This window comes from Vreelandella arctica (genome assembly GCF_037070215.1).
In the GTDB taxonomy this organism is placed as follows: Bacteria; Pseudomonadota; Gammaproteobacteria; order Pseudomonadales; family Halomonadaceae; genus Vreelandella; species Vreelandella arctica.
Genome location: NZ_JBANSN010000013.1, coordinates 76,428 through 99,306 on the forward strand (window position 1 = coordinate 76,428; position 22,879 = coordinate 99,306).

Sequence of the window (22,879 nt, forward strand, 5' to 3'; positions counted from 1 at the left end):
CTAAAAATACCCGGTGCGCTTAAGCGCTACCGGGTTATGGTTGTTTGCACCGTTAAATTACTCTTCAAACGTTACTTGATCGCGCATGCGATCGACGGTGGCAGGCCCAATGCCACTGACACGTTCAAGGTCTTCAGCGCTTTCAAAGGCACCATTGGTTTCGCGCTCTTCAATAATGGCTTCTGCTCGGCTTGGGCCAATGCCCGGTAATTCGGCCAGCAGTTCAGCATCGGCGGAATTCACATTGATGGGCGCCACCTCTTGTGCCAGCACGCCACTGGAAATTCCCAAGCTAAGGCTAAGCAGAAGTGCGGCTAAGGTTCCTTTAATAGTCATGTTCATCCTCGATAATCCTTTTAATAACATTTGGTGTCATAGATGTGGTGCGCGAAGTTCAGAGGAGGTGATGTTATGCGCCTGAATTGTCGTTTAGCGTTATGAACGCTGCTGCACTATCAACTTAGCTTTTTTTAATGAGTGAATATGTCAGCGATGTACGACAGCGGTTGTAAGTTTTTAGCTATAGCTCTATGGCAAATAGCTTACATCGTGAGGAGGCGAGGAGGGGTGAGAGGCTGGTATAATGACAAAAACTACTTTCGGAGCAACTATATGGCCACTGAATCCCCGATCATTATTGCGCTTGACTACCCTTCGCTAGATGCGGCGCTGTGCATGGCTGATCAGTTAGACCCTGCCCGCTGCCGCGTTAAAGTAGGTAAAGAGTTGTTTACTCGCAGTGGCCCCGCCGTGCTTGAAGCGTTGCATGGACGTGGTTTTGAGGTGTTTTTGGACCTTAAATTTCACGATATACCCAACACGGTTGCCAGCGCCGTGCAGGCAGCGGCGGAGCAGGGTGTTTGGATGGTCAATGTTCATGCCAGTGGCGGTCAGCGGATGATGGAGGCGGCTATGCAGCGTCTGGAGCAACACGGTTTAACCACCTACTTAATTGCGGTTACCGTATTGACCAGCATGCAGGCCGAGGACTTAGCAGATGTTGGTATTAATGCACCGCTGGCTGAGCATGTAGAGCGCTTAGCGCTGCTGGCGAAGCAAAGCGGCTTACACGGTGTTGTCTGTTCGGCTCAAGAGTCCGCTCGAATTAAAACACTTTGTGGTGATTCGTTCTTAAAAGTAACCCCTGGAATTCGCCCTAGTTTTGCAGCGTCTAATGATCAGCAACGGATTATGACGCCTAGCCAAGCTATACAGGCAGGAAGCACGCATTTAGTTATTGGCCGACCCGTTACTCAGGCCGCAGACCCTATGATAGCTCTTGAGGCGATTGAGGCCGAACTAGCGATTGCATAAACGGCGCTGTTTATTCTGTCGCTATTCACCTTCTACGCCGATAACTGGCTTGATAGTCCCCCAGTAGCGGCAACTGGGGCATTGCCACTGGAGCGCATCACTCGCAAATCCACAGTGTCGGCAGCGGTGGCGGGTGCGATTAAGCAAAAGCGCATCGGTGTGGTGTTTTAGTAGCAATAAACGCGTGTCAGGAGAGGATTTTCCGTTTAGCCGCTGGCTCTCAATATACAGGTCAATCAAATAATCCAGCCCGCCCAAGCTTGGCACTGCGCGCAACCGTTCGCCGATCAACTCAATGGCTTTGTCGACGCCGTCGCGCTGATGCACGAGCTGTCCTAGTGCAATAATAATGCTGGTGTAGGGCGCTTGCTCAAGCAGGCGGTAAAGGTGCGCCTCAAACCCCGCTACATCGTTACGACGCAAATAGGCATTTTTAAGAGCAGGCAGCATAGTAGGAATATGGGCTATTTCCTGGCGCGGGATATTATCTAATCGCTCAATAGCGCGCCCATAGTGGCCGTTATCCATCTCCAATTCAGCCAAGAGCAGGGTGGCGCGAACGCAACTTTCATCTAGCTGTAGGGCTTTTTTTAGATGCTTTTTAGCAAGCGCTCGACTGGCTTCGCTGATCTCCTTAATGGCCAGCTCGCACAGCCAATGCGCGGCAGGGCGACGCAGCTTGGGGTGCTGTTTAAACAGCGGTTGAATCACTTCCAATGCTTGGTGCCAGGCTTTTTCACGCTCTAATAAATCCACCAGTAGCTGTTTGGCAGCATAGCGGAGCTCATCGTTGCTGCTGTGCTCCAGCAGTGTGTTAAGAAGACGCTGTGCGCGATCGTGTACCCCCAGCGCCATGAAGTCTCGGGCAAGCTCCAGCTGAACCTGTTCATTGGTATGCTGCGACAGCGCAGGACGCGCTAAGAGGTTTTGGTGAATGCTGACCGCTTTATCCGCCTCGCCACGGGCGCGAAAAAGTTTGCCAAGAGCAATGTGGGTATCCACCGTATCGCTGTTAACGGCTAGCACGTTGATGAACGTGTTGATCGCTTCGTCGGGCTGCTCGTTAAGGAGGTAGTTTAGCCCGACAAAGTAATCTCTCGACAGTGCCTGTGAGGACGCTGAGGGCGGTTGAGAGCGATGTCGACGGCGTCCAGCTTGGTGGTAGCCCAAGCCATAACCGATGGCAATAGCGACCAACAATACGCTTAGCAGCGCGACATCCAGCATTTATGCTAGTTCCTTGAACTCCTGGGTGCGCAAGCTATCTAGCTCTTTGCGTTGCTGCTTATTATGGCGCTGGCTACGGGCCAATGTTGCTTTTAGGCGGACATACACACCTAACATGGCCAGCATGCCCAGTACGACGCCAAGCACCAGTGTCGCCAATAACCAAACAGAGAGCGATACGGCTGGCAGCTCCAGCCAAATAAGGTTCAAGGCAATCGTTTGCTGATTGTTAACGGCAAACAAAATACCTACGAGCACTACGATCAGCAAAATAACGGCCAGAATAAGCCCTTTGATCCAACGCATGTGAGTTTCCTAGTCTGTGACGTTCACGGTAGCGCTATTGTGTACGACTCAAGCGGCGGCGTCATCCCGCAGAAGGTCGGATAACGCAAAAGCCGCCTCTAATAGCCGAGTGCGCGACTAGCGTCTACCTGTTCACGTAGCTCTTTCCCAGGCTTGAAATGCGGCACATATTTGCCTTCAAGATCAACCGCATCGCCTGTTTTTGGGTTACGCCCTACGCGCGGTTCCCGGTAGTGCAAAGAAAAGCTGCCGAAGCCACGGATCTCAACGCGACCACCGCTGGCGAGAGAATCCGTCATATCGTCCAGGATAATACGCACCGCTGTTTCAACATCTTTGGCGGACAATTCCGGCTGACGCATCGCAATTTGTTCGATTAATTCAGATTTAGTCATCGGTTAGCTCCCTGCGAACATTGAAGGCCGTGACGCGCTCTCGGCCTCACTCACATCAAATTCAGCATACTGCTCAATTCAGTATAAAACAATTCAGATAAAACAAGGTTCTAGACTGATTAATAGCATAGGCGAAGGAGGGCGCTGGCGCGACCCCACAGCTTAGGTATACTGGTGCTTCATTTATTTGATCGGAGCGGCTGACGTTGAACGACGACAATTCCCCTGCAGCCATTTTGCGCAAACGGCTTTATTGGCACTCGCGTCGCGGTATGTGGGAGCTAGACCTTCTGCTAATTCCGTTTCTTGAACAGCGTTTTGATCATATTAGCGAAGCGGATCAACTGGCCTATCAGCAGCTAATTGAAGGTGAAGACCAGGACCTGTTTGTCTGGCTAATGCATCGAGAGTGGCCTGAAGAACCTAGCCAGCGGCGTATCGTACAAATGATTGTTGAACATGCTGAAACCACCGATAATTCTGCCTATCGTACCCTCTAGGCAGTGGCGGTTAACGCAGTGCTGTCTGTTGATTGGAATAGCGGGGCTTAGCTACTGGGTTGGGGGCAAACCAGCGGTAGTGGCTGTAGCCGTGGTTGGGGGTGCTCTTGTGTGGCGTGGTTATCAGCGTCAACCGACAGGAGTGCTCTCTTTGATATCAACAGGCTCGCTGTTTTATGGCCGCTGGTTGCCGTGCGAGCAGCGGCCTGCTGAGAACGACCAGCCGCTGAACGCGCTTAACAATAAGGAGTATCAAGTGCGCTGCGACTATTTAGGGCCCTGGTTAATAGGGCTTTATGTTGGTAAGCAGCGGGTTTGGTTATGGCCTGATAGCGCTCCTTCTGAGCAATTGCGCGAAGTACGCAAGTTATTTCATCGCCCCGGCCAATAGTGCCGTGATCTAGCGCCTTTTTTCTAAATCTTGCAAAGTCAGTGTCGAAGCAGCGGCTATCGTCTGCTGCTGTGGCCAATCCGTGGTGTAGTGCAAGCCACGCGACTCATGCCGCTGTTGAGCCGCAAGTACCGTTAGGCGTGCTAACTGCAGGGCTTGATGTAAGCGTTTACCTTCCGGGGCTGCTAATGCGCTTTCTACTTCTTCCAGCGAATTTAACAGTACCTTCAGCTGCTTTTGAGCCGTATTTAGCCCTGTCGCGTTACGCACAATGGAGACATGCTGGCTCATGATGGCCCGCATGCGTTGGCGGATATCGCTAAGCATTACTGTGGGTAAAGTGGCTGTTGCCGGTAAGGCAGGGGGCTGAAATTTCTCTACGGGTGTGAGGTCATCTTGGGCCAGTAGAGCACGAGCACAACTGCGTGCAAACACTAGGCATTCTAACAATGAATTGCTGGCCATCCGGTTGGCACCATGTAGGCCCGTGCAGGCCGTTTCGCCAATGGCATATAGGTTCATGACATGAGTGGCGCCTTGCAGGTTGGTTGCGACACCGCCGCAGCTATAGTGTGCCGCAGGTACTACCGGAATAGCTTGCTGGGTAATATCAATGCCGCGTGAGGCGCAATGGGCCAGAATGGTGGGGAAATGGTGGTGAATTGCCTGCTTACCTAAATGGCGAATATCCAGCCATACATGGCCCCGCGTGCCGCGCTGTATTTCGGCGTCAATAGCACGAGCCACTACATCGCGGGGGGCGAGCTCTGCGCGTTGATCCAGCGCCAGCATAAAGCGCTGCCCATTTTCATTGAGCAAATGGCCGCCTTCACCGCGAACCGCTTCGCTAATTAAGAACGCCGGGCCTTCCGGATCAAAGAGGCAGGTCGGGTGAAACTGCTGAAACTCAAGGTTCATCAAGCAAGCGCCTAGTTCGGCAGCCATCATCATGCCTTCGCCGCTGCTAGGAGCTGGCGTGGTGGTGTGACGGTAAAGACCACTGGCCCCGCCGGTCGCTAATACAGTATGACGCGCAATGAGCGAGTGCCACTGCAGGTTAGCATCGCAGCCATAGGCGCCGCGGCAGGCGCCCTGTTCATCCTGCAGTAATCCCACCACGGTGAGATCGTTGCGCTGGGTAATGTTGGGGTGCTGCGCCACGTTGTTTAACAGTGTATCCACCACGGCGCGGCCGGTGGCATCATCCGCGTGGATAATACGCCGGGCATTGTGGCCGCCTTCACGGGTCAGGTGATAAGGGTAGCGAGCGCTGGGGTCAGTCTCTGGCGTAAAGGGCACGCCATTATCAATCAGCCACTGAATGGCGGCGGGGCCATGGGTAACGGTAAAGCGAACCGCTTTTACATCGCATAGTCCATCGCCAGCAATCAGCGTGTCGCTGATATGCGCTTCGAGATCGTCATCCGGAGAGAGAACCGCTGCTATACCGCCTTGCGCCCAGCGGCTGGCGCCCTGATCATCTTGAGCGGGGCGAACCAGCGTTACTGACATATGGTCAGCAATTTCTAGGGCAAGAGTTAATCCCGCTACGCCGCCGCCAATGATAAGGACATCAGATATTGGCGTGCTCATAGTGCCCGCTCCTTCATCATGCTGACTAAAATCTTGTAAGCCGTTACTGTTGCTAGCTTCGCGTCGTGCTCATTGACAGAAGGCAGGCATCATAGCGTGGTGATACGCGTTTAGCGATATTTAGGCGCTGATAAATGCTTAGTAAGGTGCCGCGGGAAAAGATTGCAGAATAGCGATAGCAGAAGGGGGAGTGATACTAGAAAGGATAAGAATGAAACTAAGAAATGGTGCCCGGAGCCGGACTTGAACCGGCACGGGGTTGCCCCCGAGAGATTTTAAGTCTCTTGCGTCTACCGATTTCGCCATCCGGGCAAAACATCGTAATGCTGTTTTAAAAAAGAGGTCTTTAAAACATCACTACTACACAAAGATGGAGGCTGGAGTCGGAATCGAACCGGCGTACACGGAGTTGCAGTCCGCTGCATAACCACTCTGCCATCCAGCCTCAAAAGTCGTTGAAGCGAGAAAGTAGATTCGACCGGGCTGGCGTTCCAGCTTACGACCTCGTCTTCAATTTCGCTTTGGAGCGGGAAAGGAGATTCGAACTCCCGACCCTCGCCTTGGCAAGGCGATGCTCTACCACTGAGCTATTCCCGCTCGACTCGAGGGCGAATTATACGGATCACCGCCAGCTTGTCAATCAATGAATTGGGGCGTGTTCATTATTTACTTATCAGCAGCTTACATTGAGCGGCTAAGATGTGGCCAGGCGGCTTTCAAGTACTGGATCATGGACCATAACGTGAGAATAGCAGCGGCATAGAGCACCATAATACCTAACAGTGCAAATTCGTGCGCTGGTGGAAGCGCCAGCAAGATTAGCAGTGACACCATTTGTAGTGTTGTTTTCAATTTGCCCACCCAGGACACGGCCACCATGCCACGCTTGCCCATTTCGGCCATCCATTCACGCAGCGCCGAAATGACAATTTCACGACCAATAATCACCAGTGCTGGGAGCGTGAGTACCAGAGTGTCATAGCGCTCTATTAATAGCGCCAGGGCCACGACGACCATAAGTTTGTCGGCCACCGGATCTAGAAAAGCGCCAAATGGCGTTGACTGATTCCAGCGCCGCGCTAAATAGCCATCCAGCCAGTCGGTGACGGACGCTAACGCAAATAGGCTAGCCGCTATAGGCATGCTCCAACTGAAGGGCAGATAAAACAGCACCACTAGCAGCGGAATAAAGGCGATTCTCGCCAGTGTCAGTATGTTGGGTATATTCATCGCAGGGTGCGATCCTTGCCGGAAAATCAGAGGATTCGAAGTGTCTGGCGCTTATTCTATCCCCCTTGGCCGATAGCATCTATGCCAAGAGGCGGTTTATCCATTGAGCGCCCGGTAAATGCTCTCGGCTAGCGAGGCATTAATACCTGGAACGCGGGCGAGTTCATCGCGGCTAGCCTTTTGCACCCCCTGCAGGCCGCCAAAGAAGCGCAGCAGCTCACGCCTGCGCTTGGGGCCGATGCCCGGAATATCCTGAAGTGTCGAAGTACGTCTCGCTTTATCGCGCTGGGCGCGGTGGCCAGCAATGGCAAAACGGTGTGACTCATCGCGAATGTGTTGGATTAAATGCAGGGCCGGTGAGGCCGGATCCAAATCAAGCGGATTGTCCGCTGTTTCCAAAAATAGGCTTTCAAGCCCCGCTTTACGCGTGGTGCCTTTGGCGACGCCCAATAGAATGATATTGGTGATCTCAAGCGTTTTAAACACCTCACGTGCCATGTTGAGCTGCCCTTTGCCACCGTCAACGATCAATATGTCGGGGGCTACCGCTTCACCACTTTTCACCCGTTTAAGGCGCCGTGTGAGCGCTTGTTGCATGGCGGCGTAATCATCACCTGCGGCCACCCCTTCAATGCGGAAATGGCGGTAGTCGCTTTTACGTGGGCCTTGATGATCAAACACCACGCAAGAAGCAACCGTCGCTTCGCCATGGCTGTGACTGATATCAAAGCACTCCAGGCGTTGAGGCGTTTCTTCCAAGCCGAGTGCTTTTTGTAGCGCGGTAAAGCGCTGAGTAAGTTGCGTTTGATTGGCAAGCTGCGATGCCAATTGCTGCTCCGCGTTAGTAATCGCAAGCTGTTGCCACTGGGCACGGTGGCCGCGTACCTGGCTGGTGACGCGGATGCGTTTACCCGCCTGCTGCGTCAACGCTTCGGCAATCAGCTCACTATCGTCGAGTGGGTGGCTGGTAATGACTTCGCTAGGAACGTTATGCGGTTGGCCAAAATAATATTGGCTAACCACTTCAGTGAGCAGTGTCTCTAGCGGGAGATCGAGGTCGTTTTTTGGCGTGTGATGGCGTGCCCCCAGCAGGCGTCCGTCGCGAACGCTGAGAACAGAAACGCCTAGCGCGCCGGGTCGCTGTGCCAGGGCAAAAATATCTGCATCACCACCGCCTGTATCGACAAACTGACGCTGCTGAAGCTGTCGCAGCTGCTGAACTTGATCGCGTAGGCGAGCAGCTTCCTCAAAGTTCAGCGCTTGGCTGGCCGCTTCCATTGCCTCCATCAATTCTTGGGTGACATTTTCGCTTTTGCCTTCCAGGCACATCACCGCATGTTCAACGTCGCGCTGGTAATCCTCGGCGGAGATATAGTCGACGCAAGGAGCACTACAGCGCTGAATTTGATACTGCAAGCAGGGGCGCGAACGGTGCGCGAACACACTGTCTTCGCAGTTCCGAATATGAAATATTTTTTGCATCAGCGCTAGGCTTTCCCGTACCGCACCACTGCTGGGGTAAGGGCCTAAATAGCGACCGTCATCGCTACGTTGACGAGCGCGTTTATACTCAAGTGCCGGGTAAGGGTGGCGGTCGGTGACAAAGACAAAGGGGTAGGACTTATCATCGCGCAACAAAATGTTGTAGGGCGGACGCAGCTGCTTGATCAGCGTCTGTTCGAGCAGCAGGGCTTCAGTTTCAGTCCGCGTCACGGTGACCTGAACGTCGGCGATGCGTCCGACCATGGCCTGGGTTTTGGTATTCAGCTGGCCACGGAAATAGCTGGCAAGGCGCGCTTTTAAGCGCTTTGCTTTGCCCACATAGAGCGTGTTGCTTTGTTCATCAAGCATGCGATAAACACCAGGAGAGGTACTTACCGAGCTTAGAAACTGTTTTGCATCAAAGGTCATATCAGCGTGTCGGTACCCGATAACAGCAGGGAAAATTGAGTTATATCTGGGCGGCGTCAAACCCCTCGACTAACCCGTGGCGGAGCGCTAAATGAGTGAGCTCAACGTCAGTAGCAATCTGTAGTTTATCAAACAGTCGATAGCGATAGGTATTTACTGTTTTAGGGCTTAAGTGCAGGCGATCTGAGATGTCTTGTACGCGTTGGCAGTTAACAATCATCAGGGCAATCTGTAGCTCACGGTGGGAGAGGTGGCTAAACGGATTATCCTCATTGGTAAAGTGTGAAAGGGCTAAGCGTTGCGCAATTTCCTGACTGACATAACGCCGACCATGAAATACTTGGCGTATGGCGTCGGTCATCTCTATTGCGTCTGCGCCTTTGCTTAAAAATCCTGAGGCACCAGCTTCCAGCATGCGACGCAGTACGCTGTCTTCCATGTGCGCGGTCAAGATCAATACCTTGACGTCCTCCATTGTGCGGTGAATGCGGCGTGTCGCTTCCAGCCCGCCGATGCCCGGCATGCGGATATCCATTAGCACAATGTCGGGCTTCAAATGGCGACACTGTGTCACTGCATTTTCACCATCGTCGACCTCGCCCACAATTTTAATGTCACACTCTTCGTTTAGCAGGTGCGCAATGCTGGTTCTTACTAAATGATGATCATCGGCGATAAGTACACTGATCAATGGATAGGCTCCTGCATGGAAACATCGTGGGCTCAGGCGTTGGCCTTGTACGCTACTTTATATTGCTAACTACATATCTTGCTAACGACATATAGAGTGCCACAGCTGGCGACAAAGGAGAATTAGTCATCGCTGGTGGTTCAAAAACTTGACCGAGGTAAATGTTCATCGTAGTATCCGCCTCGCTGTCGAAAAGAGCAGCATGTGGGGCCTTAGCTCAGCTGGGAGAGCGCAACACTGGCAGTGTTGAGGTCAGCGGTTCGATCCCGCTAGGCTCCACCAAAATTAAATATAATCCTGATAATATTTATCAGGATTATAGAAAAAAGCCTCGTTGATTAAACGAGGCTTTTTTTCGTCTTCGGTAAAAATTACTCAGCAACCCTGCCCAGCAGTAAGAACTCGATCAGCGCTTTTTGTGCATGTAGGCGGTTACCGGCTTCCTGCCAAACAACGGCGCGGGGGTCATCAAGCAGCGTCTGGCTGATCTCTTCGCCGCGGTGTGCTGGCAGGCAGTGCAGGAACAGCACCTCTTGATTCGCCTGATCAAGCATCGCTTCGGTTACCTGGAAGCCAGCGAAATCCGCCTCACGTTTGGCCTGTTCTTCTTCTTGGCCCATGGAGGCCCAGACATCGGTGGTGATCAGGTCGGCGTCTTTGACCGCTGCTTGCGGGTCATGCAGCAATGTTATCTGGTCACCAGCGGCCGCCATGATGTCGGCGCGTGGCTCGTAGCCTTTCGGGCAGCATATGCGCAAATGAAAACCGAACTGACGGGCCGCATTGATCCAGGAGTGGCACATGTTATTGCCATCACCAATCCATACTGCCGTGCGTCCCTTTACACTGCCGCGCAGCTCGGTCCAGGTCATTACGTCGGCTAGCAACTGGCAGGGGTGATAGTCATCACTCAGAGCGTTAATAACCGGCACGCTGCTGGCGCTGGCGTAGGCCTCCAGGCCTGCGTGGGAGAAGGTGCGGATCATTACCGCATCGACCATTTCCGACAGTACGCGAGCGGTATCTTCGATCGGCTCGCCGCGGCCTAGTTGGGTGTCGCGAGGGGAGAGAAATAGCGCGTGACCACCAAACTGTGCCATACCCGTTTCGAATGAAACACGCGTACGTGTTGACGATTTTTCAAAGATCATCGCCAGGGTGCGGTTGGGTAAGGGTGTATAAACAGGGCCTTGGGCTTTAAGGTTGGTCTTGATGGTAATGGCGCGCTGGATCAAATAATCCAGCTCATCCGGGGTCAAATCCAACAACGTCAGGAAATGGCGTGTCGCCATAAGAGCTTCTCTCCACGCAAAAACACTATCCTAGCTATGCAGCAGGGGATGCGCAACGCGAACGGCATGCGTAGAATAGCCCCACACGTTAAAGCCGAGCGCTTTACTCAGGTACTTTTTAAACTGCTACGCTCTAGTGCTATGTTTCAAGAACGTAGAGAGTGAGCATCGGCCATCAATAAGCGAGGAAATAGTATGAGCACTACCGCCGAAAACATTCAGCGTCAAATCAGCGAAAACCCGATCCTTATTTTCATGAAAGGGTCGCCACAGTTGCCACAGTGCGGGTTTTCCGCCCAGACCGTGCAAGCCTTGATGAGCTGCGGTGAGCGCTTTGCATTCGTTAATGTTCTGGATAACCCGGACATCCGCGCGGAACTGCCTAAGATTGCTAACTGGCCGACATTTCCTCAGTTATGGGTAGAAGGCGAGCTAGTCGGTGGCTGTGACATCGTGGTGGAAATGCATCAAAACGGTGAGCTGGAAAAACTGGTGAAAGCAGCTGCCGAGCGCGCTGGTGCTGCAGAGGGTGGTGACAACGCTTAAGTGTTGTTGAGCACTCCGCCCTAAGCGGTTGGCGGGCTATGGTGCAACCGCTAGAATGACACATTGTTATGCACCGTGGCACTTACCTTGCGCTGTCTTCAGCGCGAGGTAAGTTAGCCCGCTGAAGGAAGTACAGCTTCATGAGCTATCAGGTTCTGGCCCGCAAGTGGCGACCCCGCACATTCCACGAACTCGTTGGTCAGGCCCATGTTCAACGCGCCTTGGTAAATGCCCTTGACCAGGGGCGTTTACATCATGCGTATCTTTTTACAGGTACCCGTGGGGTGGGTAAAACCACCTTGGCGCGCATACTCGCCAAATGTTTGAATTGCACGGCCAACGGGCGTGGTGATGAAGGCATTACCTCTACCCCCTGTGGGCAGTGCGATAGCTGCCAAGCTATTGATGAAGGACGCTTTGTTGATCTGATTGAGGTCGATGCAGCCTCTCGAACCAAGGTGGAAGATACCCGCGAGCTACTCGATAACGTTCAGTACGCGCCGACCCAAGGGCGCTACAAGGTGTACCTGATTGATGAGGTGCACATGCTCTCCACCAGCAGCTTTAATGCGCTGCTGAAAACGCTGGAAGAGCCGCCCCCTCACGTTAAATTCCTACTAGCGACCACCGATCCGCAAAAGTTGCCGCCGACGGTACTCTCGCGCTGCCTGCAATTTACCCTCAAACATATGCCGCCTGAGCGCGTAGTGGAGCACCTCACTTACGTACTAGGGGAAGAGGGCGTTGCATTTGATGAGAGCGCGTTGTGGCTGCTGGGTAAAGCGGCCGAAGGTTCAATGCGCGATGCCATGAGCCTGACCGACCAAGCCATCGCGTTTGGCCAGGGGGCGGTTCGCCATGCGGATGTGGCTGCCATGCTGGGCACCTTGGATCATCGTCATATTCTTGGGCTAGCAGAAGCCCTGGCCGATGTGGATGTGCAGCGCTTACTGGCCGAAGTGGCTGAGTTGGCAGAACAAGGCCCGGATTTTGCCGCGGTGCTGGATGAGCTTTCCAGCATTCTGCACCGCTTGGCGGTGGCGCAAATGGTGCCGGATGCGGTTGATAATAGTCACGGCGACCGCGATGTTATTCTGCAGCTAGCGAGCCGCTTTACCGCCGAGGATATTCAGCTTTATTACCAAATCGGTATTCAGGGCCGCGGGGATATGGTGCACGCACCGGATCTGCGCAGCGCCCTGGAGATGACACTGCTGCGCATGCTGGCGTTTCGTCCTCAAGGCGTGCCGAAACCGCCACGTACGCCGCTGCCCCTGCGTCGCGAGCCTACGGGCGAGGTGGCGTCAGAAACGAATACTCACGTTCCTGCGCCGGCCACGGTTGCATCAGCGCCAGCGCCCACGCCAGAAACGAAAACAACGCCTGACGTTCAGTCCATTCCAGAAGCGCAGTCCACGCCAGAAGCGCAGTCAGAACCCCAGCCCGAGCCCCCACCTGCTGCTGAAGAGGGGGCGCCGTTACAAGAGCTCCCTCCTTGGATTGTCGAGAATGAAACACCATCGTCAGAGGTTGGCGCGCCTGATCAAGGCCCCGAGTCCGCGGCTATGGTTGAGCCAGCGCCTGTAGCAGAATCAACAACAGCGCCGGAACCGGTTTCATCGCCAGCGCCCGAGTTGACAGCTGATCCTGCTCCTGCGCAGGAGGAACCTGCTTCGGTGGCCCCGGCTGGTATGCTGGACAACGCAAAATGGTTGCAATGCTTTGATGCACTCGGGTTGGGCGGTTTGACGCGAAATCTAGCAGGCAACTGTTTGGTCGAGAGTGATGATGGCACGCTGTTGACCCTTCGCCTGGATCCTAGCCAGGAGGCCATGCGGGCGGAGGTGCACCAAACACGTATTGAACGGGCGCTAAAAGAGCAGGGCATGCCGCGGCGAATAGCGTTTTACGTGGCTGAGTTGTCTAATAGCCTGGAAACACCCCGGCAGCGCGAAGAGCGTCTTAATCAAGAGCGGCATGCCCAGGCGGTTGATCTACTCAATCACGATCCCCATGTACAGAAATTACAGCAGGCGTTTGGGGCAAAGCTGATAGAATCCAGCGTTAAGCCAGCCGATGAAATGCGCTAAGCTGTCTCACATACCATCGCAATATCGACCTATCTTTTAACCACGTTGGAGACTAGACCATGCTTAAAGGTGGAATGGGCAACTTGATGAAACAAGCCCAAGAGATGCAGGAAAAAATGCAGCAAGCCCAGGAAGAAGTCGCCAAAGCCGAAGTGCAGGGCGAGGCGGGTGCCGGTATGGTCAAGGTCACGATGAATGGTCGGCACGACGTGTCAAACGTGACCATTGACCCCAGCGTCATGGAAGAAGACAAAGAGCTTTTGGAAGATTTGTTAGCCGCGGCAGTCAACGATGCGGTGCGTAAATTGGAAGTTAGCTCTAAAGAAAAAATGGAAGAAGCGACCGCTGGCTTGAGCCTTCCGCCCGGCTTTAAGATGCCGTTCTAAGCAATGCGTTTTTCTCCTCTCGTTGAGCAGTTGATGGATGCTTTTCGCGTACTGCCAGGCGTTGGGCCTAAAACGGCCCAGCGCATGGCGATGCACCTGCTTGAGCGTGAACGCCCAGGGGGGCAGCGACTCGCTGCAGTTATTCAACAAGCCATTGAAGAAGTCGGCTATTGTCAACGTTGCCGCACGCTCACTGAAGCCGACATCTGCATGCTGTGCGAAAGCCTACGCCGCGATGATGCGTTGCTGTGTGTGGTGGAGTCACCTGCCGATCAGTTAGCGATTGAAGAGGCCGGAGGCTTTAAAGGCCGCTATTTTGTACTGCACGGTCACCTTTCGCCGTTAGATGGCATTGGCCCAGAATCGATTGGTTTGGATTTGTTAGAAGCACGTGTCGCAGAAGGGCTCGTCGAAGAAGTGGTGTTGGCGACGAACCCTACTATCGAGGGGGAGGCGACAGCTCACTATATTGCCTCACAGTTAGCAGAATATGGCGTCAAACTCTCGCGGCTTGCCTATGGCGTCCCGATGGGCGGTGAGCTGGAGTATGTTGATGGCGGCACCTTGAGTCGCGCGTTTAATGGTCGCCTGCCTTTTGCCAGCGAATAAGCCTATCTAAACGCAAGCGCTTCAGCGCTTGCGCCAACTTGGAAGAATGCTTTTGTCCTCTCTTACTCCCTCTTTTCAATGGCTTGATACTCCAGAGGCGCTTGATGCTGCGTGCGATCAAGTAGCCGATGCTTCTGTGATTGCTCTGGATACCGAGTTTTTCCGAGAGAATACGTTCTTTCCAGTGCCTGCGTTGATTCAGTTCACCGCGGGTGAAGAGGCTTATCTGATTGATCCGGTGGCTGTCCCGTGTACTGATAAATTCCGTGCTCTACTGCAAAACAGGGCGATTAAGTTACTCCACTCCTGTAGCGAGGACCTGGAGGTTTTTCAGCACTGGGCAGGGGTGTTACCCGTACCTTTAATTGATACCCAGGTAGTACAAGGCTTTTTGGGTGAAAATCCAGGAATGGGGTATCAAAAACTGGTCGAATTTTGGGTCGGTGAAACGCTGCCTAAAGAGGAAACACGCTCAAACTGGCTAGTGCGTCCGCTGTCGCCTGCGCAGTGCCATTACGCCGCGCTGGACGTTATCTATTTATTAAAAGTCTGGACGCTACAGGCTGAAAAGCTCACTACGCTAGGCCGTCGCGAGTGGGTGGATGCTGAGTGCGCTAGCTTGATTGAGCAGGCCGGCCGTAGCGTTGATAACGATCAACAGTGGTATACCCGTCAACGCCAATTATGGCGCTTACTGCCCCGTCAAATGGAAGCGTATCGGCTGATGACTACGTGGCGTGAAGGCGAAACACGCCGTCGCGATTTGCCACGCAATTGGCTCATTAGCGATAAGTTACTGTTCGCCATCGCCGAAAAGATGCCCAGCAACCGCTTCGAGCTCGCTGAAGTGGAAGGCGTTAAGCCGGTGCTAATTAAAAAAGAGGGTGATGCTCTTTTGGCAATGGTGAAGCAGGCGCAGCATTGCGATGAAGCGTCACTGCCGACACGTTGGCCAGACCCTATGCATCCATCATTTAAAACGCGCTTTAAGGCACTTAAAAAAGCGGTGACGGCGAAAGCCAATGACTTAGGTGTGGCACCGGAAATGCTGCTGCGCCGCCGTGATATTGAAACACTGGTGATGCAGGACTTGGCGGGCGAGCCTTGCACCTGGCCGAGCGGTTGGCGGGGAGAATATTTGAATGCTGCGCTGGCCCAGGCCCTTGAGGAGCGACCATAATGAGCGACAAAATGATTTGCGAGGTGTTCAAAAGCTCCCGTAAAGATGAAATGTATTTGTACGTAGATAAACGTCAAGGATTGGCAAATATTCCAGAGCCACTGCTGGAAACGTTTGGTAAGCCGGTGCCGGTTTTTACCATGCTGCTAACAGCTGATAAAAAATTGTCACGTGTTAATGCGGCCGATGTGGTCGAAGGTATTAACGATAAAGGCTTCTATTTACAGATGCCACCGCCTAAAGAGGCCTACTTGCTCGACGTACATCGCGCCCATGTGGCCTCGCATTCTAATGCGCGTTCTGACAATGAGTAGCGTCAGCTTTACATGAACTTTCTTGCCCATGCTTGGCTCGTCAGGGCGGGTAGCGATGATTTTCTCTACGGCAATTTAATTGCCGATGGGGTTAAGGGGCGCGACTTAAGTGAATGGCCGGCGGCCACGGCGCTAGGCATTCGCCATCATCGCCGGGTGGATGCCTGGGTGGATAGTCATCCGAGCGTTGTGAATGCGCGGCGACGCGCCCCGCCTGCTCAGCGCCGCTATGCGGGCATTGCGCTCGACATGGTGTGGGATCATTTTCTGGCCCGTGATACGGCGGGGCAGGCTGACCAGGAAGTGATTGTAAAACGCTGCTATCGACTGCTCTTAGCACGCTCTGCGCCGAACCGGCTGGCGGGCATGGTGCCATCACTTGTCGAGCACGACTGGTTAAGAGGCTACGCTGATTTCGCGTTTACCTGCCGCGCTGTTGCGGGAATCGGCCAGCGATTGTCTGGCCCGAATCAGCTTGCCGCTCTGGTGCCCTGGCTGCACGACGATTACCAAGCGCTAGAGGGCGATTTTCAGGCTTTATGGCCAGCGCTGTTGGCAGAATTAAGCCACACTGATACACCACTATAGGACGTGTTTCTGTGTGGTAGTGAAGGAGAAAACGATGGAAACCGCGATGCGTGAGCGTTTTTGGGAGCGCTATACCCTAGAAGAGTTGACGCCCCAGGAGTGGGAAGCGCTATGCGACGGCTGTGGGCAGTGCTGCCTGCTAAAGTTGCACGACGAGGATACCCAGGAACTGGCAGTACTGAACGTAGCTTGCCGCCTGCTGGATACCCATAGCTGCCAGTGCAGCGATTATGCGAACCGTTTTAAAACGGTTCCCGACTGCACCCAGCTTACTCCCGCCTTGGTCAAGGAGTTCACTTGGTTACCACAAAGCTGTGGTTATCGGCGGGTGGCAGAGGGGCGCAAGCTGTCGGGCTGGCATCCGCTGTTAAGCAATGACGCCGAACGGGTTCACCGTAAAGGCATCAGTGTGCGTGGTTTTGCTGTTTCTCAAGATGAGGTACCTGAGCAGCAGCTGGAGTCACACATCATTGCCGTGCTGCCGATGTAATCCCTTACGTTTTAAGCGCTGGGCTGGCGCTTTGGGGTATCCCAAATAGATAAAAACGCTTCTTTAACCGGTGAAAGTGCTTTTTTAGCTGGCGCCTGGCTAGCGGGTTTGGCGCTAGTTTTACGAGGAGCGTCCCAAATTGTCGGGAAGTGATCTTGGTATTTCATGGCTTCTATTGACTCCTAAAGAGCTGTCATAAGCATTTTTTATAAAACGAGCTTATAAATCGGGCTTACAGACAGGGACTAGACGTTAGTGTATGCGACTAAGGTGTAGTATGACGCAGAGCCGTGAGCGAGTGAATAGTTTGTGGAAAATATTTTCATAAAACTTTTCATCAAATTAAGTCTAGTTATTAAAAAGCAGCGCCGTAGCACTGCCAAGAAGTAGAAATAAGTTATAATTAGCAATTTATGTCAGCTAAGTTTGAGAGTGCTTTGCCAACCCCAACGCCCAAAGAATAAACGCATCTTGCCGCGCCGTATCGCGCCAGGCTTTGAAACGCCCGGATGCGCCACCGTGTCCGCTGCTCATATCAGTACGCATTAGAATCGGCGCTGAACCCTGCTGCTGCCGTGATACCTGGGCATAAAATTTGGCCGGCTCCCAGTAGCTGACTCGGGTGTCAAACCAGCTGCCTTCAATCCACAGGGCTGGGTACGCCTGCGCCTTGATATTGTTGATAGGGGAGTACGCGGCTATTCGCTCGGTCACTTCTGGGTCTTCGGGGTTCCCCCACTCGCTGTACTCTGCGGTCGTCAGGGGAAGTTCCGGGTTCTGCATCGTGCGCAGCACGTCCAAGAAGGGCACATCCAGCAGGGCGGCGCAGAATGCATCAGGTGCACGGTTAATGCAGGTGCCAACCAGTAGCCCACCTGCGCTGGCGCCATAGGCAACGACATGCCGCGGATCACTGACGCCTTGCTCAACCAGTGCCTCGCGCGCTGCCAGGAAATCATGGAAGCTGTTTTCCTTATGGACCATCTTGCCGTTTAAATACCAAGGTTCACCTCGCTCACCGCCACCTCGCACGTGAGCAACAGCAAAAGCTGCGCCGCGCTCTAGTAACTCTAACCGGGCGATAGAGAACCAAGGATCTAGCGCCTCGCCATAAGCACCGTAGCCATACAGCAGCGTGGGTAAAGGCTGATTCGCTAGGTCGGCGCGCATGACCACCGATACCGGTACTTGCTCACCGTCATGGCTGGTGGCCCATAGGCGCTTACTGATTAATTGCTCAGGCTGAAGATTGCCGTAAACGGGGGCACGCTTGAGTAGCGTTCGCTCGCCGCTGGTGAGATCAAGCGCGAACCAGCTGGGTGGCTGGGTAAACGACTCTTCGCGCAAGCGCAGTATCTGACTATCAAAGTGCGGTGCATCTTCCAGCAGTTGTGAACATGGCTGTTCGGGCAGGGCAAGATACTCATCCAATGTGCAGGCATGCTGCGCGTCAAACACTAATCGCCTTAAACGCACCTGCGCTTGGTCATGGTCGCGCTCACCCAGCATTAGCCCCCAGGAGAACGCATCAACGCCTTCAAGCGTGGCCTCTTCACGGTGATCGATTAAGGTTAGCCAACCTAATTGGCGCTGGCCAAGCTGGCTTTCCGGTAGATAATCAAGCTGGAAGTGAGCACCTGCTTGATTATGCAGGCGATAAAAGTTGCCCGGGCGATGGTCGATACTGTACTCGACGCCGGCTTGGCGGGGCTGGATACAGGTCGGCGTTGCTATTGGCGTATGCGCTGGCAGCAAGTGAATCTCACTGGTGTCCTTTGAGCCGCTTTCGAGCAGCAGCCATGACCGTGAACGTGTTTTGCCAATGCCAACCCAAAACTCCGGATCCTCCTCGCGCAGCACCAGCTCAGGCGCCAACGAGGCCCTGGGGTTATCCAGGCGTAGCGGTATGCGCCATACGCTGTCGGGGCGCTGGGTGTCATCAAAGCGGGTGAAGAACAGGGTAGCCGTATCGGCCGTTTGGTCTTCTGCCCAACATAGGCCAGCGCCAATATCGCTGAGCAATTGAACGGGTGCCCCGTTGGGTAAGGCTTTCAACCAGAGCGTAAAACGTTCGTCTCCTTGGGTATCTTCTGTCCACGCTAGCCACTGCTCGTCGGGTGAAAGCGCCATGTCGCCCATGTCGTAAAAGTCATGCTCGGCGGCGCGGGCGCTAACATCGAAGAAGCATTCATATTGCTCAGGTTGGTTATTGGGGTGACGCCACCAGCTTGGGTAGTCGTCTTTGGCGCCGGTCTTGCTCCAGAACGTAAAGTGATCAAGTGGTGTCTTAAGACTAGTGATGGCTAATTCGCGCCGCGCTAGATGGCCCTGGTATAACGCTTCTTCTAGCGGGGCTAGCGGGGTAAACCAATCGGCTTGTTGCTGGTTGGCGGCTTCTAAAAAGTCGCTCACTTCAGTGTTTTCGCGCTCTTCTAACCAGTGCCATTGCGGGTCATTAGCGCGATAATATCGCGCAGCGGGTAAGCCTGATTGTATGCCTAGCTGTGCTTTCATAAATTGATAGGTACCATAACGGGAAATCAACGTCGGGTGAGTTCACCCACATGAGGGGTATTATGCTGTTTGCAAATTCAACATCACTGCTGTGGTTGAGTTATTACGGTCTGTCGCTGTTAGTGATTGTCGCGGTCTACTTTGCGTTTACTTTCCTGCCTCGCTTGCCGCGCTTAGTGATGACGTGGGCTGTCGCTGGAGCGATATGGACACCCGCCAGTTTCCGGTTGCCGTTGATTGAAGAGGGTGAATTCTATACCGGTTGGGCACCTTCGGCGATGGTGGCAGCGGTTGGCTTTCTAGAAAATAACGGATCAGCGCTGCGTGGCGGGCTGATGTGGCTGGTGTTGGGTATGGCGCTAGGCGCGCTTATTGGTGTCGCCCTGTGGTGGTGGCGTCGTTCTAGCAATGCTGAGTATGTGACACAAGAAGAGGAACCTAATGATGACCAGCCGCCTTCTCGTCGTCGTGAACCGGTGATTGGTTAATGAACCCCTTAACCAGCTGTTCGGTGTTTAAGCATGTGTGAAGCGTATGTGTGAACTGCTTGGCATGAGCGCCAATGTGCCTACGGATATCTGTTTTAGCTTTTCGGGCTTTTTGCATCGTGGTGGGGGCACCGGCCCCCACCGCGATGGATGGGGAATCGCCTTCTATGAAGAGGGCGGTTACCGCGATTTTCGTGATCCCCATCCCTCAGTTGACTCGCCCATCGCGAGGCTGATTTGCGACTATCCCATTAAGTCTAACGTGGTGATCAGTCACATTCGTCAAGCGAATGTGGGCGGCGTAAAGCTTGCCAATACCCATCCTTTCACCCGTGAAATGTGGGGGCGCCCCTGGTGCTATGCGCATAATGGCCAATTAACTGGCTGGGAGAGCCTAGTATTAGGGAACTACACGCCGGTTGGCGGCACTGATAGTGAATACGCCTACTGCTGGTTAATGGGAGAGATTCGTCGTGAGTTTCCTACCCCACCTGCGGAACCCGAAGTTCTTTGGGAGCGCTTGCATCAGCTATGTGAGCAACTCAGGGCATTGGGCGTCTTCAATATGCTGCTCTCGGATGGTCGCTATTTATATACGTTTTGTGCCACCAAACTGGCCCATATCACCCGCTGTGCGCCTTTTGGCGATGCGGAACTTTCTGACGCTGAAATGACGGTGAATTTTGCCGAACATACCACGCCTGACGACATCGTTTCAGTGATTGCCACTGAACCTCTCACCCACAACGAAGCCTGGCAGCGCATGGTGCCGGGTGAGCTATTGGTATGGCGCGATGGAGAAATCCAGGCGCGTTACTGTCCATAAACGAACGAACTACTAAATTGTAATGAGAGAAGCAGCCAATAAAGCGAACCCGACCATGGGCTAAAGTTGAAACGTAAGTTTCAATCGATCGTTTTACAGCCTGTTGTAGGTCGTATATCGTTGGGCTTCTTGACTTATTTTTCAGACAGAGCTTAGCGACAACAACAAGGTCGGTGACTTACGCCGACACCAATAGCGGAGATTGCCCATGAGCGAACACGCCAACGCCGCCGTTTTACGTGGCCCAGCGCTTGAAGGGTTGGATCAATACGATTCAGTCACGGATGTTTTTCATACCGCAGTAGAGCGTTTTAAGGACAAGCCTGCGTTTTCCTGTATGGGGAAAACGCTAACCTTCGCCGACCTTGACCGCCTGTCAGCAGACTTTGCCGCTTGGCTGCAGCACGAAACCGACCTCGTGCCCGGGGATCGGATCGCGATCCAGCTACCTAACGTACTGCAGTTTCCGGTGGCGGTATTTGGCGCGCTTCGGGCGGGGCTGGTGGTGGTCAATACCAACCCGCTATATACCGAGCGGGAAATGGCTAACCAGTTCAAAGACTCCAATGCTAAAGCCATTTTAATCTTGGCCAACATGGCGGATAAGCTGGAGAAAGTGCTCGATAAAACAGACATCAAACACGTGCTAGTCACGCAATTAGCTGACTTGCACGATGTGCCCAAGCGCTGGCTAATCAATGCAGTGGTGAAGCACGTTAAAAAAATGGTGCCGGCCTATTCGCTACCCAGTGCAATTGGCTTTCGCGATGCGCTGAAAAAAGGTGCCTCGTTAAGCCATACCGAGGTCAAGAGAACGCATGATGATCTAGCTGCGCTTCAATACACCGGGGGTACGACGGGAATGCCGAAAGGGGCGATGCTGACCCATCGTAATCTAATCGCCAATATGCTCCAGGCCCGCGAAGCCATTGGCGCCCATTTAACCGATGGCGAAGAGCTAGTCATTGCGCCGCTACCGGTTTATCACATCTACACATTTACCGTTAACTGCTTATTTTTAATGGAAACGGGCAACCACTCTCTGTTGATTACCAATCCTCGCGATTTGGATAGCTTTGTCAAAGAGCTTAAGGGATTGCCGTTCACCGCTTTCATCGGCCTCAATACGCTGTTTAATGCGCTATGTAACCGGGACGATTTCAAGCAGCTCGATTTCTCCAAGCTGAAACTGACAATCTCCGGTGGTATGGCGCTGACCAAAGCCGCGGCGCAGCGCTGGGAAAAAACCACCGGTTGCCCGATTGCTGAGGGCTACGGCCTAACGGAAACATCACCTATTGTAAGCTTCAATCCCACCGATGCGATTCAGTTGGGCACCATTGGCAAGCCGGTAGCAGGCACCGCAGTAAAAGTTGTTGACGCGGATGGCAATGACGTGGCGATGGGCGAGCCTGGGGAGCTGTGCGTGCAAGGGCCGCAGGTGATGAAAGGCTACTGGCAGCGTGAAGACGAAACCCAGGTTTCTATTGATGAGAATGGCTGGTTCCACACCGGTGATATCGCCGTGCTGCAGGATGATGGCTATATCCGCATCGTGGATCGTAAAAAAGACATGATCCTGGTCTCCGGCTTCAATGTTTATCCTAACGAAGTCGAGGATGTGGTAGCTGCCCACCCGGACGTTCTTGAATCGGCAGCGGTGGGTGTGCCGGACGAAAATGCTGGCGAAGCGATTAAGCTGTTTGTGGTGAGCAAAAATAGCCAGCTTGATGAGAAAACGCTGCGTGACTGGTGCAAAAAAGAGCTAACCGGCTATAAAGTGCCTAAAATCATCGAGTTTCGAGATGAGCTGCCCAAAACCAACGTGGGCAAAGTACTTCGCCGCCAGCTGCGCGACGAAGAGCCTTCAAAAACGTCATCAGATAGTCATTAATAAACACTCGATTAGCGGGCGAGGGCAGGTTGTAACAAGGGTCTTTCGCCATGGATGGCGAAAGTAGCGCCCACGGACGGGTTCACAGCGCCCTTGTGGAGACC

Annotated in this window: 25 protein-coding genes and 4 tRNA genes; 15 read left to right on the top strand and 14 right to left on the bottom strand. The window is 53.5% G+C overall.

Annotated elements, in window-relative coordinates:
* Nucleotides 1-57: 57 nt before the first annotated feature.
* Nucleotides 58-342: a ComEA family DNA-binding protein gene (locus tag V8L70_RS13325; RefSeq protein WP_101147877.1), complete on the bottom strand. Its 285-nt coding sequence runs from the start codon at nt 340-342 to the stop codon at nt 58-60.
* A gap of 270 nt (nt 343-612) precedes the next feature.
* Between V8L70_RS13325 and pyrF the strand changes: the two genes are divergently transcribed.
* The gene (gene pyrF / locus V8L70_RS13330) at nt 613-1,314 is read left to right on the top strand and encodes an orotidine-5'-phosphate decarboxylase (protein ID WP_101147878.1); all 702 of its coding nucleotides are present in this window, start codon (nt 613-615) and stop codon (nt 1,312-1,314) included.
* Between the two features lie 21 nt (nt 1,315-1,335).
* Here pyrF and lapB read toward each other — a convergent pair whose 3' ends face one another.
* The 3 genes from lapB to V8L70_RS13345 form a co-directional block, all read right to left on the bottom strand.
* Nucleotides 1,336-2,541, bottom strand: coding sequence for a lipopolysaccharide assembly protein LapB (gene lapB, locus V8L70_RS13335; RefSeq protein WP_101147879.1), 1,206 nt, complete (start codon nt 2,539-2,541; stop codon nt 1,336-1,338).
* Complete coding sequence (locus V8L70_RS13340) at nt 2,542-2,847, bottom strand: LapA family protein (RefSeq protein ID WP_008959541.1); 306 nt, start codon at nt 2,845-2,847, stop codon at nt 2,542-2,544.
* Nucleotides 2,848-2,945: 98 nt separating this feature from the next.
* On the bottom strand, nt 2,946-3,242 hold the full coding sequence (locus V8L70_RS13345) for an integration host factor subunit beta (protein ID WP_008959540.1): 297 nt from the start codon (nt 3,240-3,242) through the stop codon (nt 2,946-2,948).
* Nucleotides 3,243-3,448: 206 nt separating this feature from the next.
* Between V8L70_RS13345 and V8L70_RS13350 the strand changes: the two genes are divergently transcribed.
* Both V8L70_RS13350 and V8L70_RS13355 read left to right on the top strand, forming a co-directional pair.
* On the top strand, nt 3,449-3,742 hold the full coding sequence (locus tag V8L70_RS13350) for an FAD assembly factor SdhE (RefSeq protein ID WP_008959539.1): 294 nt from the start codon (nt 3,449-3,451) through the stop codon (nt 3,740-3,742).
* Nucleotides 3,702-4,133, top strand: a complete 432-nt coding sequence (locus V8L70_RS13355) for a hypothetical protein (protein ID WP_232774969.1) — start codon at nt 3,702-3,704, stop codon at nt 4,131-4,133. Before V8L70_RS13350 ends, V8L70_RS13355 begins: the two co-directional genes overlap by 41 nt.
* Before the next feature lie 9 nt (nt 4,134-4,142).
* Here the strand turns inward: V8L70_RS13355 and nadB are convergent, their stop codons facing one another.
* The 7 genes from nadB to uvrY all read right to left on the bottom strand — a co-directional run bounded on the left by nadB (nt 4,143) and on the right by uvrY (nt 9,558).
* Nucleotides 4,143-5,726 (bottom strand): L-aspartate oxidase, encoded by a 1,584-nt coding sequence (nadB, locus tag V8L70_RS13360; RefSeq protein WP_101147881.1) that lies wholly within the window; start codon nt 5,724-5,726, stop codon nt 4,143-4,145.
* A gap of 225 nt (nt 5,727-5,951) precedes the next feature.
* Nucleotides 5,952-6,038, bottom strand: a tRNA-Leu gene (locus V8L70_RS13365).
* Nucleotides 6,039-6,097: 59 nt separating this feature from the next.
* Nucleotides 6,098-6,171 (bottom strand) — tRNA-Cys (locus V8L70_RS13370).
* A 77-nt stretch (nt 6,172-6,248) separates the two neighbouring features.
* Nucleotides 6,249-6,323, bottom strand: a tRNA-Gly gene (locus V8L70_RS13375).
* An 84-nt stretch (nt 6,324-6,407) separates the two neighbouring features.
* The gene (gene pgsA / locus V8L70_RS13380; RefSeq protein WP_336269610.1) at nt 6,408-6,956 is read right to left on the bottom strand and encodes a CDP-diacylglycerol--glycerol-3-phosphate 3-phosphatidyltransferase; all 549 of its coding nucleotides are present in this window, start codon (nt 6,954-6,956) and stop codon (nt 6,408-6,410) included.
* Nucleotides 6,957-7,052: 96 nt separating this feature from the next.
* Nucleotides 7,053-8,867: an excinuclease ABC subunit UvrC gene (uvrC, locus tag V8L70_RS13385; RefSeq protein WP_176304403.1), complete on the bottom strand. Its 1,815-nt coding sequence runs from the start codon at nt 8,865-8,867 to the stop codon at nt 7,053-7,055.
* 40 nt (nt 8,868-8,907) lie between these two features.
* Nucleotides 8,908-9,558 (bottom strand): UvrY/SirA/GacA family response regulator transcription factor, encoded by a 651-nt coding sequence (uvrY, locus tag V8L70_RS13390; protein ID WP_008959534.1) that lies wholly within the window; start codon nt 9,556-9,558, stop codon nt 8,908-8,910.
* Nucleotides 9,559-9,764: 206 nt separating this feature from the next.
* Here uvrY and V8L70_RS13395 point away from each other — a divergent pair.
* Nucleotides 9,765-9,840: transfer RNA gene (locus V8L70_RS13395), tRNA-Ala, on the top strand.
* Nucleotides 9,841-9,929: 89 nt separating this feature from the next.
* On the opposite strand, the gene argF is transcribed toward V8L70_RS13395, so the two are convergent.
* Complete coding sequence (argF, locus tag V8L70_RS13400) at nt 9,930-10,850, bottom strand: ornithine carbamoyltransferase (RefSeq protein ID WP_008959533.1); 921 nt, start codon at nt 10,848-10,850, stop codon at nt 9,930-9,932.
* Between the two features lie 195 nt (nt 10,851-11,045).
* Between argF and grxD the strand changes: the two genes are divergently transcribed.
* From grxD to V8L70_RS13440, 8 genes are all read left to right on the top strand, one after another.
* The gene (grxD, locus tag V8L70_RS13405; protein WP_008959532.1) at nt 11,046-11,396 is read left to right on the top strand and encodes a Grx4 family monothiol glutaredoxin; all 351 of its coding nucleotides are present in this window, start codon (nt 11,046-11,048) and stop codon (nt 11,394-11,396) included.
* Between the two features lie 140 nt (nt 11,397-11,536).
* On the top strand, nt 11,537-13,486 hold the full coding sequence (gene dnaX / locus V8L70_RS13410; RefSeq protein WP_336269614.1) for a DNA polymerase III subunit gamma/tau: 1,950 nt from the start codon (nt 11,537-11,539) through the stop codon (nt 13,484-13,486).
* A 59-nt stretch (nt 13,487-13,545) separates the two neighbouring features.
* Nucleotides 13,546-13,872, top strand: a complete 327-nt coding sequence (locus V8L70_RS13415; protein ID WP_008959530.1) for a YbaB/EbfC family nucleoid-associated protein — start codon at nt 13,546-13,548, stop codon at nt 13,870-13,872.
* A gap of 3 nt (nt 13,873-13,875) precedes the next feature.
* Nucleotides 13,876-14,481, top strand: a complete 606-nt coding sequence (recR, locus tag V8L70_RS13420; RefSeq protein WP_008959529.1) for a recombination mediator RecR — start codon at nt 13,876-13,878, stop codon at nt 14,479-14,481.
* Between the two features lie 46 nt (nt 14,482-14,527).
* A complete protein-coding gene (gene rnd, locus V8L70_RS13425) occupies nt 14,528-15,661 on the top strand; it encodes a ribonuclease D (RefSeq protein ID WP_008959528.1) in 1,134 nt (377 codons plus the stop codon).
* A complete protein-coding gene (locus V8L70_RS13430) occupies nt 15,661-15,975 on the top strand; it encodes a YcgL domain-containing protein (protein WP_008959527.1) in 315 nt (104 codons plus the stop codon). Before rnd ends, V8L70_RS13430 begins: the two co-directional genes overlap by 1 nt.
* 12 nt (nt 15,976-15,987) lie before the next feature.
* On the top strand, nt 15,988-16,563 hold the full coding sequence (locus V8L70_RS13435; protein ID WP_336269622.1) for an acyl carrier protein phosphodiesterase: 576 nt from the start codon (nt 15,988-15,990) through the stop codon (nt 16,561-16,563).
* A gap of 34 nt (nt 16,564-16,597) precedes the next feature.
* Nucleotides 16,598-17,053 carry a YcgN family cysteine cluster protein gene (locus tag V8L70_RS13440; protein ID WP_336269624.1) on the top strand — a complete coding sequence of 152 codons (456 nt, stop codon included), beginning with the start codon at nt 16,598-16,600 and terminating at the stop codon, nt 17,051-17,053.
* An 11-nt stretch (nt 17,054-17,064) separates the two neighbouring features.
* On the opposite strand, the gene V8L70_RS13445 is transcribed toward V8L70_RS13440, so the two are convergent.
* Nucleotides 17,065-17,220, bottom strand: coding sequence for a hypothetical protein (locus V8L70_RS13445; RefSeq protein ID WP_008959524.1), 156 nt, complete (start codon nt 17,218-17,220; stop codon nt 17,065-17,067).
* A 253-nt stretch (nt 17,221-17,473) separates the two neighbouring features.
* The gene (locus V8L70_RS13450; protein ID WP_336269627.1) at nt 17,474-19,567 is read right to left on the bottom strand and encodes a S9 family peptidase; all 2,094 of its coding nucleotides are present in this window, start codon (nt 19,565-19,567) and stop codon (nt 17,474-17,476) included.
* A gap of 62 nt (nt 19,568-19,629) precedes the next feature.
* On the opposite strand from V8L70_RS13450, the gene V8L70_RS13455 reads away from it, so the two are divergent.
* The 3 genes from V8L70_RS13455 (at nt 19,630) to V8L70_RS13465 (ending at nt 22,775) form a co-directional block, all read left to right on the top strand.
* The gene (locus tag V8L70_RS13455; RefSeq protein WP_008959522.1) at nt 19,630-20,055 is read left to right on the top strand and encodes a hypothetical protein; all 426 of its coding nucleotides are present in this window, start codon (nt 19,630-19,632) and stop codon (nt 20,053-20,055) included.
* 46 nt (nt 20,056-20,101) lie between these two features.
* On the top strand, nt 20,102-20,881 hold the full coding sequence (locus V8L70_RS13460; RefSeq protein WP_336269630.1) for a class II glutamine amidotransferase: 780 nt from the start codon (nt 20,102-20,104) through the stop codon (nt 20,879-20,881).
* Between the two features lie 208 nt (nt 20,882-21,089).
* The gene (locus tag V8L70_RS13465) at nt 21,090-22,775 is read left to right on the top strand and encodes an AMP-binding protein (protein WP_336269631.1); all 1,686 of its coding nucleotides are present in this window, start codon (nt 21,090-21,092) and stop codon (nt 22,773-22,775) included.
* Nucleotides 22,776-22,879: the final 104 nt, after the last annotated feature.

Bases quoted from the DNA above. Each gene is read 5' to 3' on its own strand.
- V8L70_RS13325 (WP_101147877.1), bottom strand. From the start codon at position 342: ATGAACATGACTATTAAAGGAACCTTAGCCGCACTTCTGCTTAGCCTT.
- pyrF (WP_101147878.1), top strand. From the start codon at position 613: ATGGCCACTGAATCCCCGATCATTATTGCGCTTGACTACCCTTCGCTA.
- lapB (WP_101147879.1), bottom strand. From the start codon at position 2,541: ATGCTGGATGTCGCGCTGCTAAGCGTATTGTTGGTCGCTATTGCCATC.
- V8L70_RS13340 (WP_008959541.1), bottom strand. From the start codon at position 2,847: ATGCGTTGGATCAAAGGGCTTATTCTGGCCGTTATTTTGCTGATCGTA.
- V8L70_RS13345 (WP_008959540.1), bottom strand. From the start codon at position 3,242: ATGACTAAATCTGAATTAATCGAACAAATTGCGATGCGTCAGCCGGAA.
- V8L70_RS13355 (WP_232774969.1), top strand. From the start codon at position 3,702: ATGCTGAAACCACCGATAATTCTGCCTATCGTACCCTCTAGGCAGTGG.
- nadB (WP_101147881.1), bottom strand. From the start codon at position 5,726: ATGAGCACGCCAATATCTGATGTCCTTATCATTGGCGGCGGCGTAGCG.
- pgsA (WP_336269610.1), bottom strand. From the start codon at position 6,956: ATGAATATACCCAACATACTGACACTGGCGAGAATCGCCTTTATTCCG.
- uvrC (WP_176304403.1), bottom strand. From the start codon at position 8,867: ATGACCTTTGATGCAAAACAGTTTCTAAGCTCGGTAAGTACCTCTCCT.
- argF (WP_008959533.1), bottom strand. From the start codon at position 10,850: ATGGCGACACGCCATTTCCTGACGTTGTTGGATTTGACCCCGGATGAG.
- grxD (WP_008959532.1), top strand. From the start codon at position 11,046: ATGAGCACTACCGCCGAAAACATTCAGCGTCAAATCAGCGAAAACCCG.
- dnaX (WP_336269614.1), top strand. From the start codon at position 11,537: ATGAGCTATCAGGTTCTGGCCCGCAAGTGGCGACCCCGCACATTCCAC.
- V8L70_RS13415 (WP_008959530.1), top strand. From the start codon at position 13,546: ATGCTTAAAGGTGGAATGGGCAACTTGATGAAACAAGCCCAAGAGATG.
- recR (WP_008959529.1), top strand. From the start codon at position 13,876: ATGCGTTTTTCTCCTCTCGTTGAGCAGTTGATGGATGCTTTTCGCGTA.
- rnd (WP_008959528.1), top strand. From the start codon at position 14,528: ATGCTTTTGTCCTCTCTTACTCCCTCTTTTCAATGGCTTGATACTCCA.
- V8L70_RS13430 (WP_008959527.1), top strand. From the start codon at position 15,661: ATGAGCGACAAAATGATTTGCGAGGTGTTCAAAAGCTCCCGTAAAGAT.
- V8L70_RS13435 (WP_336269622.1), top strand. From the start codon at position 15,988: ATGAACTTTCTTGCCCATGCTTGGCTCGTCAGGGCGGGTAGCGATGAT.
- V8L70_RS13440 (WP_336269624.1), top strand. From the start codon at position 16,598: ATGGAAACCGCGATGCGTGAGCGTTTTTGGGAGCGCTATACCCTAGAA.
- V8L70_RS13445 (WP_008959524.1), bottom strand. From the start codon at position 17,220: ATGAAATACCAAGATCACTTCCCGACAATTTGGGACGCTCCTCGTAAA.
- V8L70_RS13450 (WP_336269627.1), bottom strand. From the start codon at position 19,567: ATGAAAGCACAGCTAGGCATACAATCAGGCTTACCCGCTGCGCGATAT.
- V8L70_RS13455 (WP_008959522.1), top strand. From the start codon at position 19,630: ATGCTGTTTGCAAATTCAACATCACTGCTGTGGTTGAGTTATTACGGT.
- V8L70_RS13460 (WP_336269630.1), top strand. From the start codon at position 20,102: ATGTGTGAACTGCTTGGCATGAGCGCCAATGTGCCTACGGATATCTGT.
- V8L70_RS13465 (WP_336269631.1), top strand. From the start codon at position 21,090: ATGAGCGAACACGCCAACGCCGCCGTTTTACGTGGCCCAGCGCTTGAA.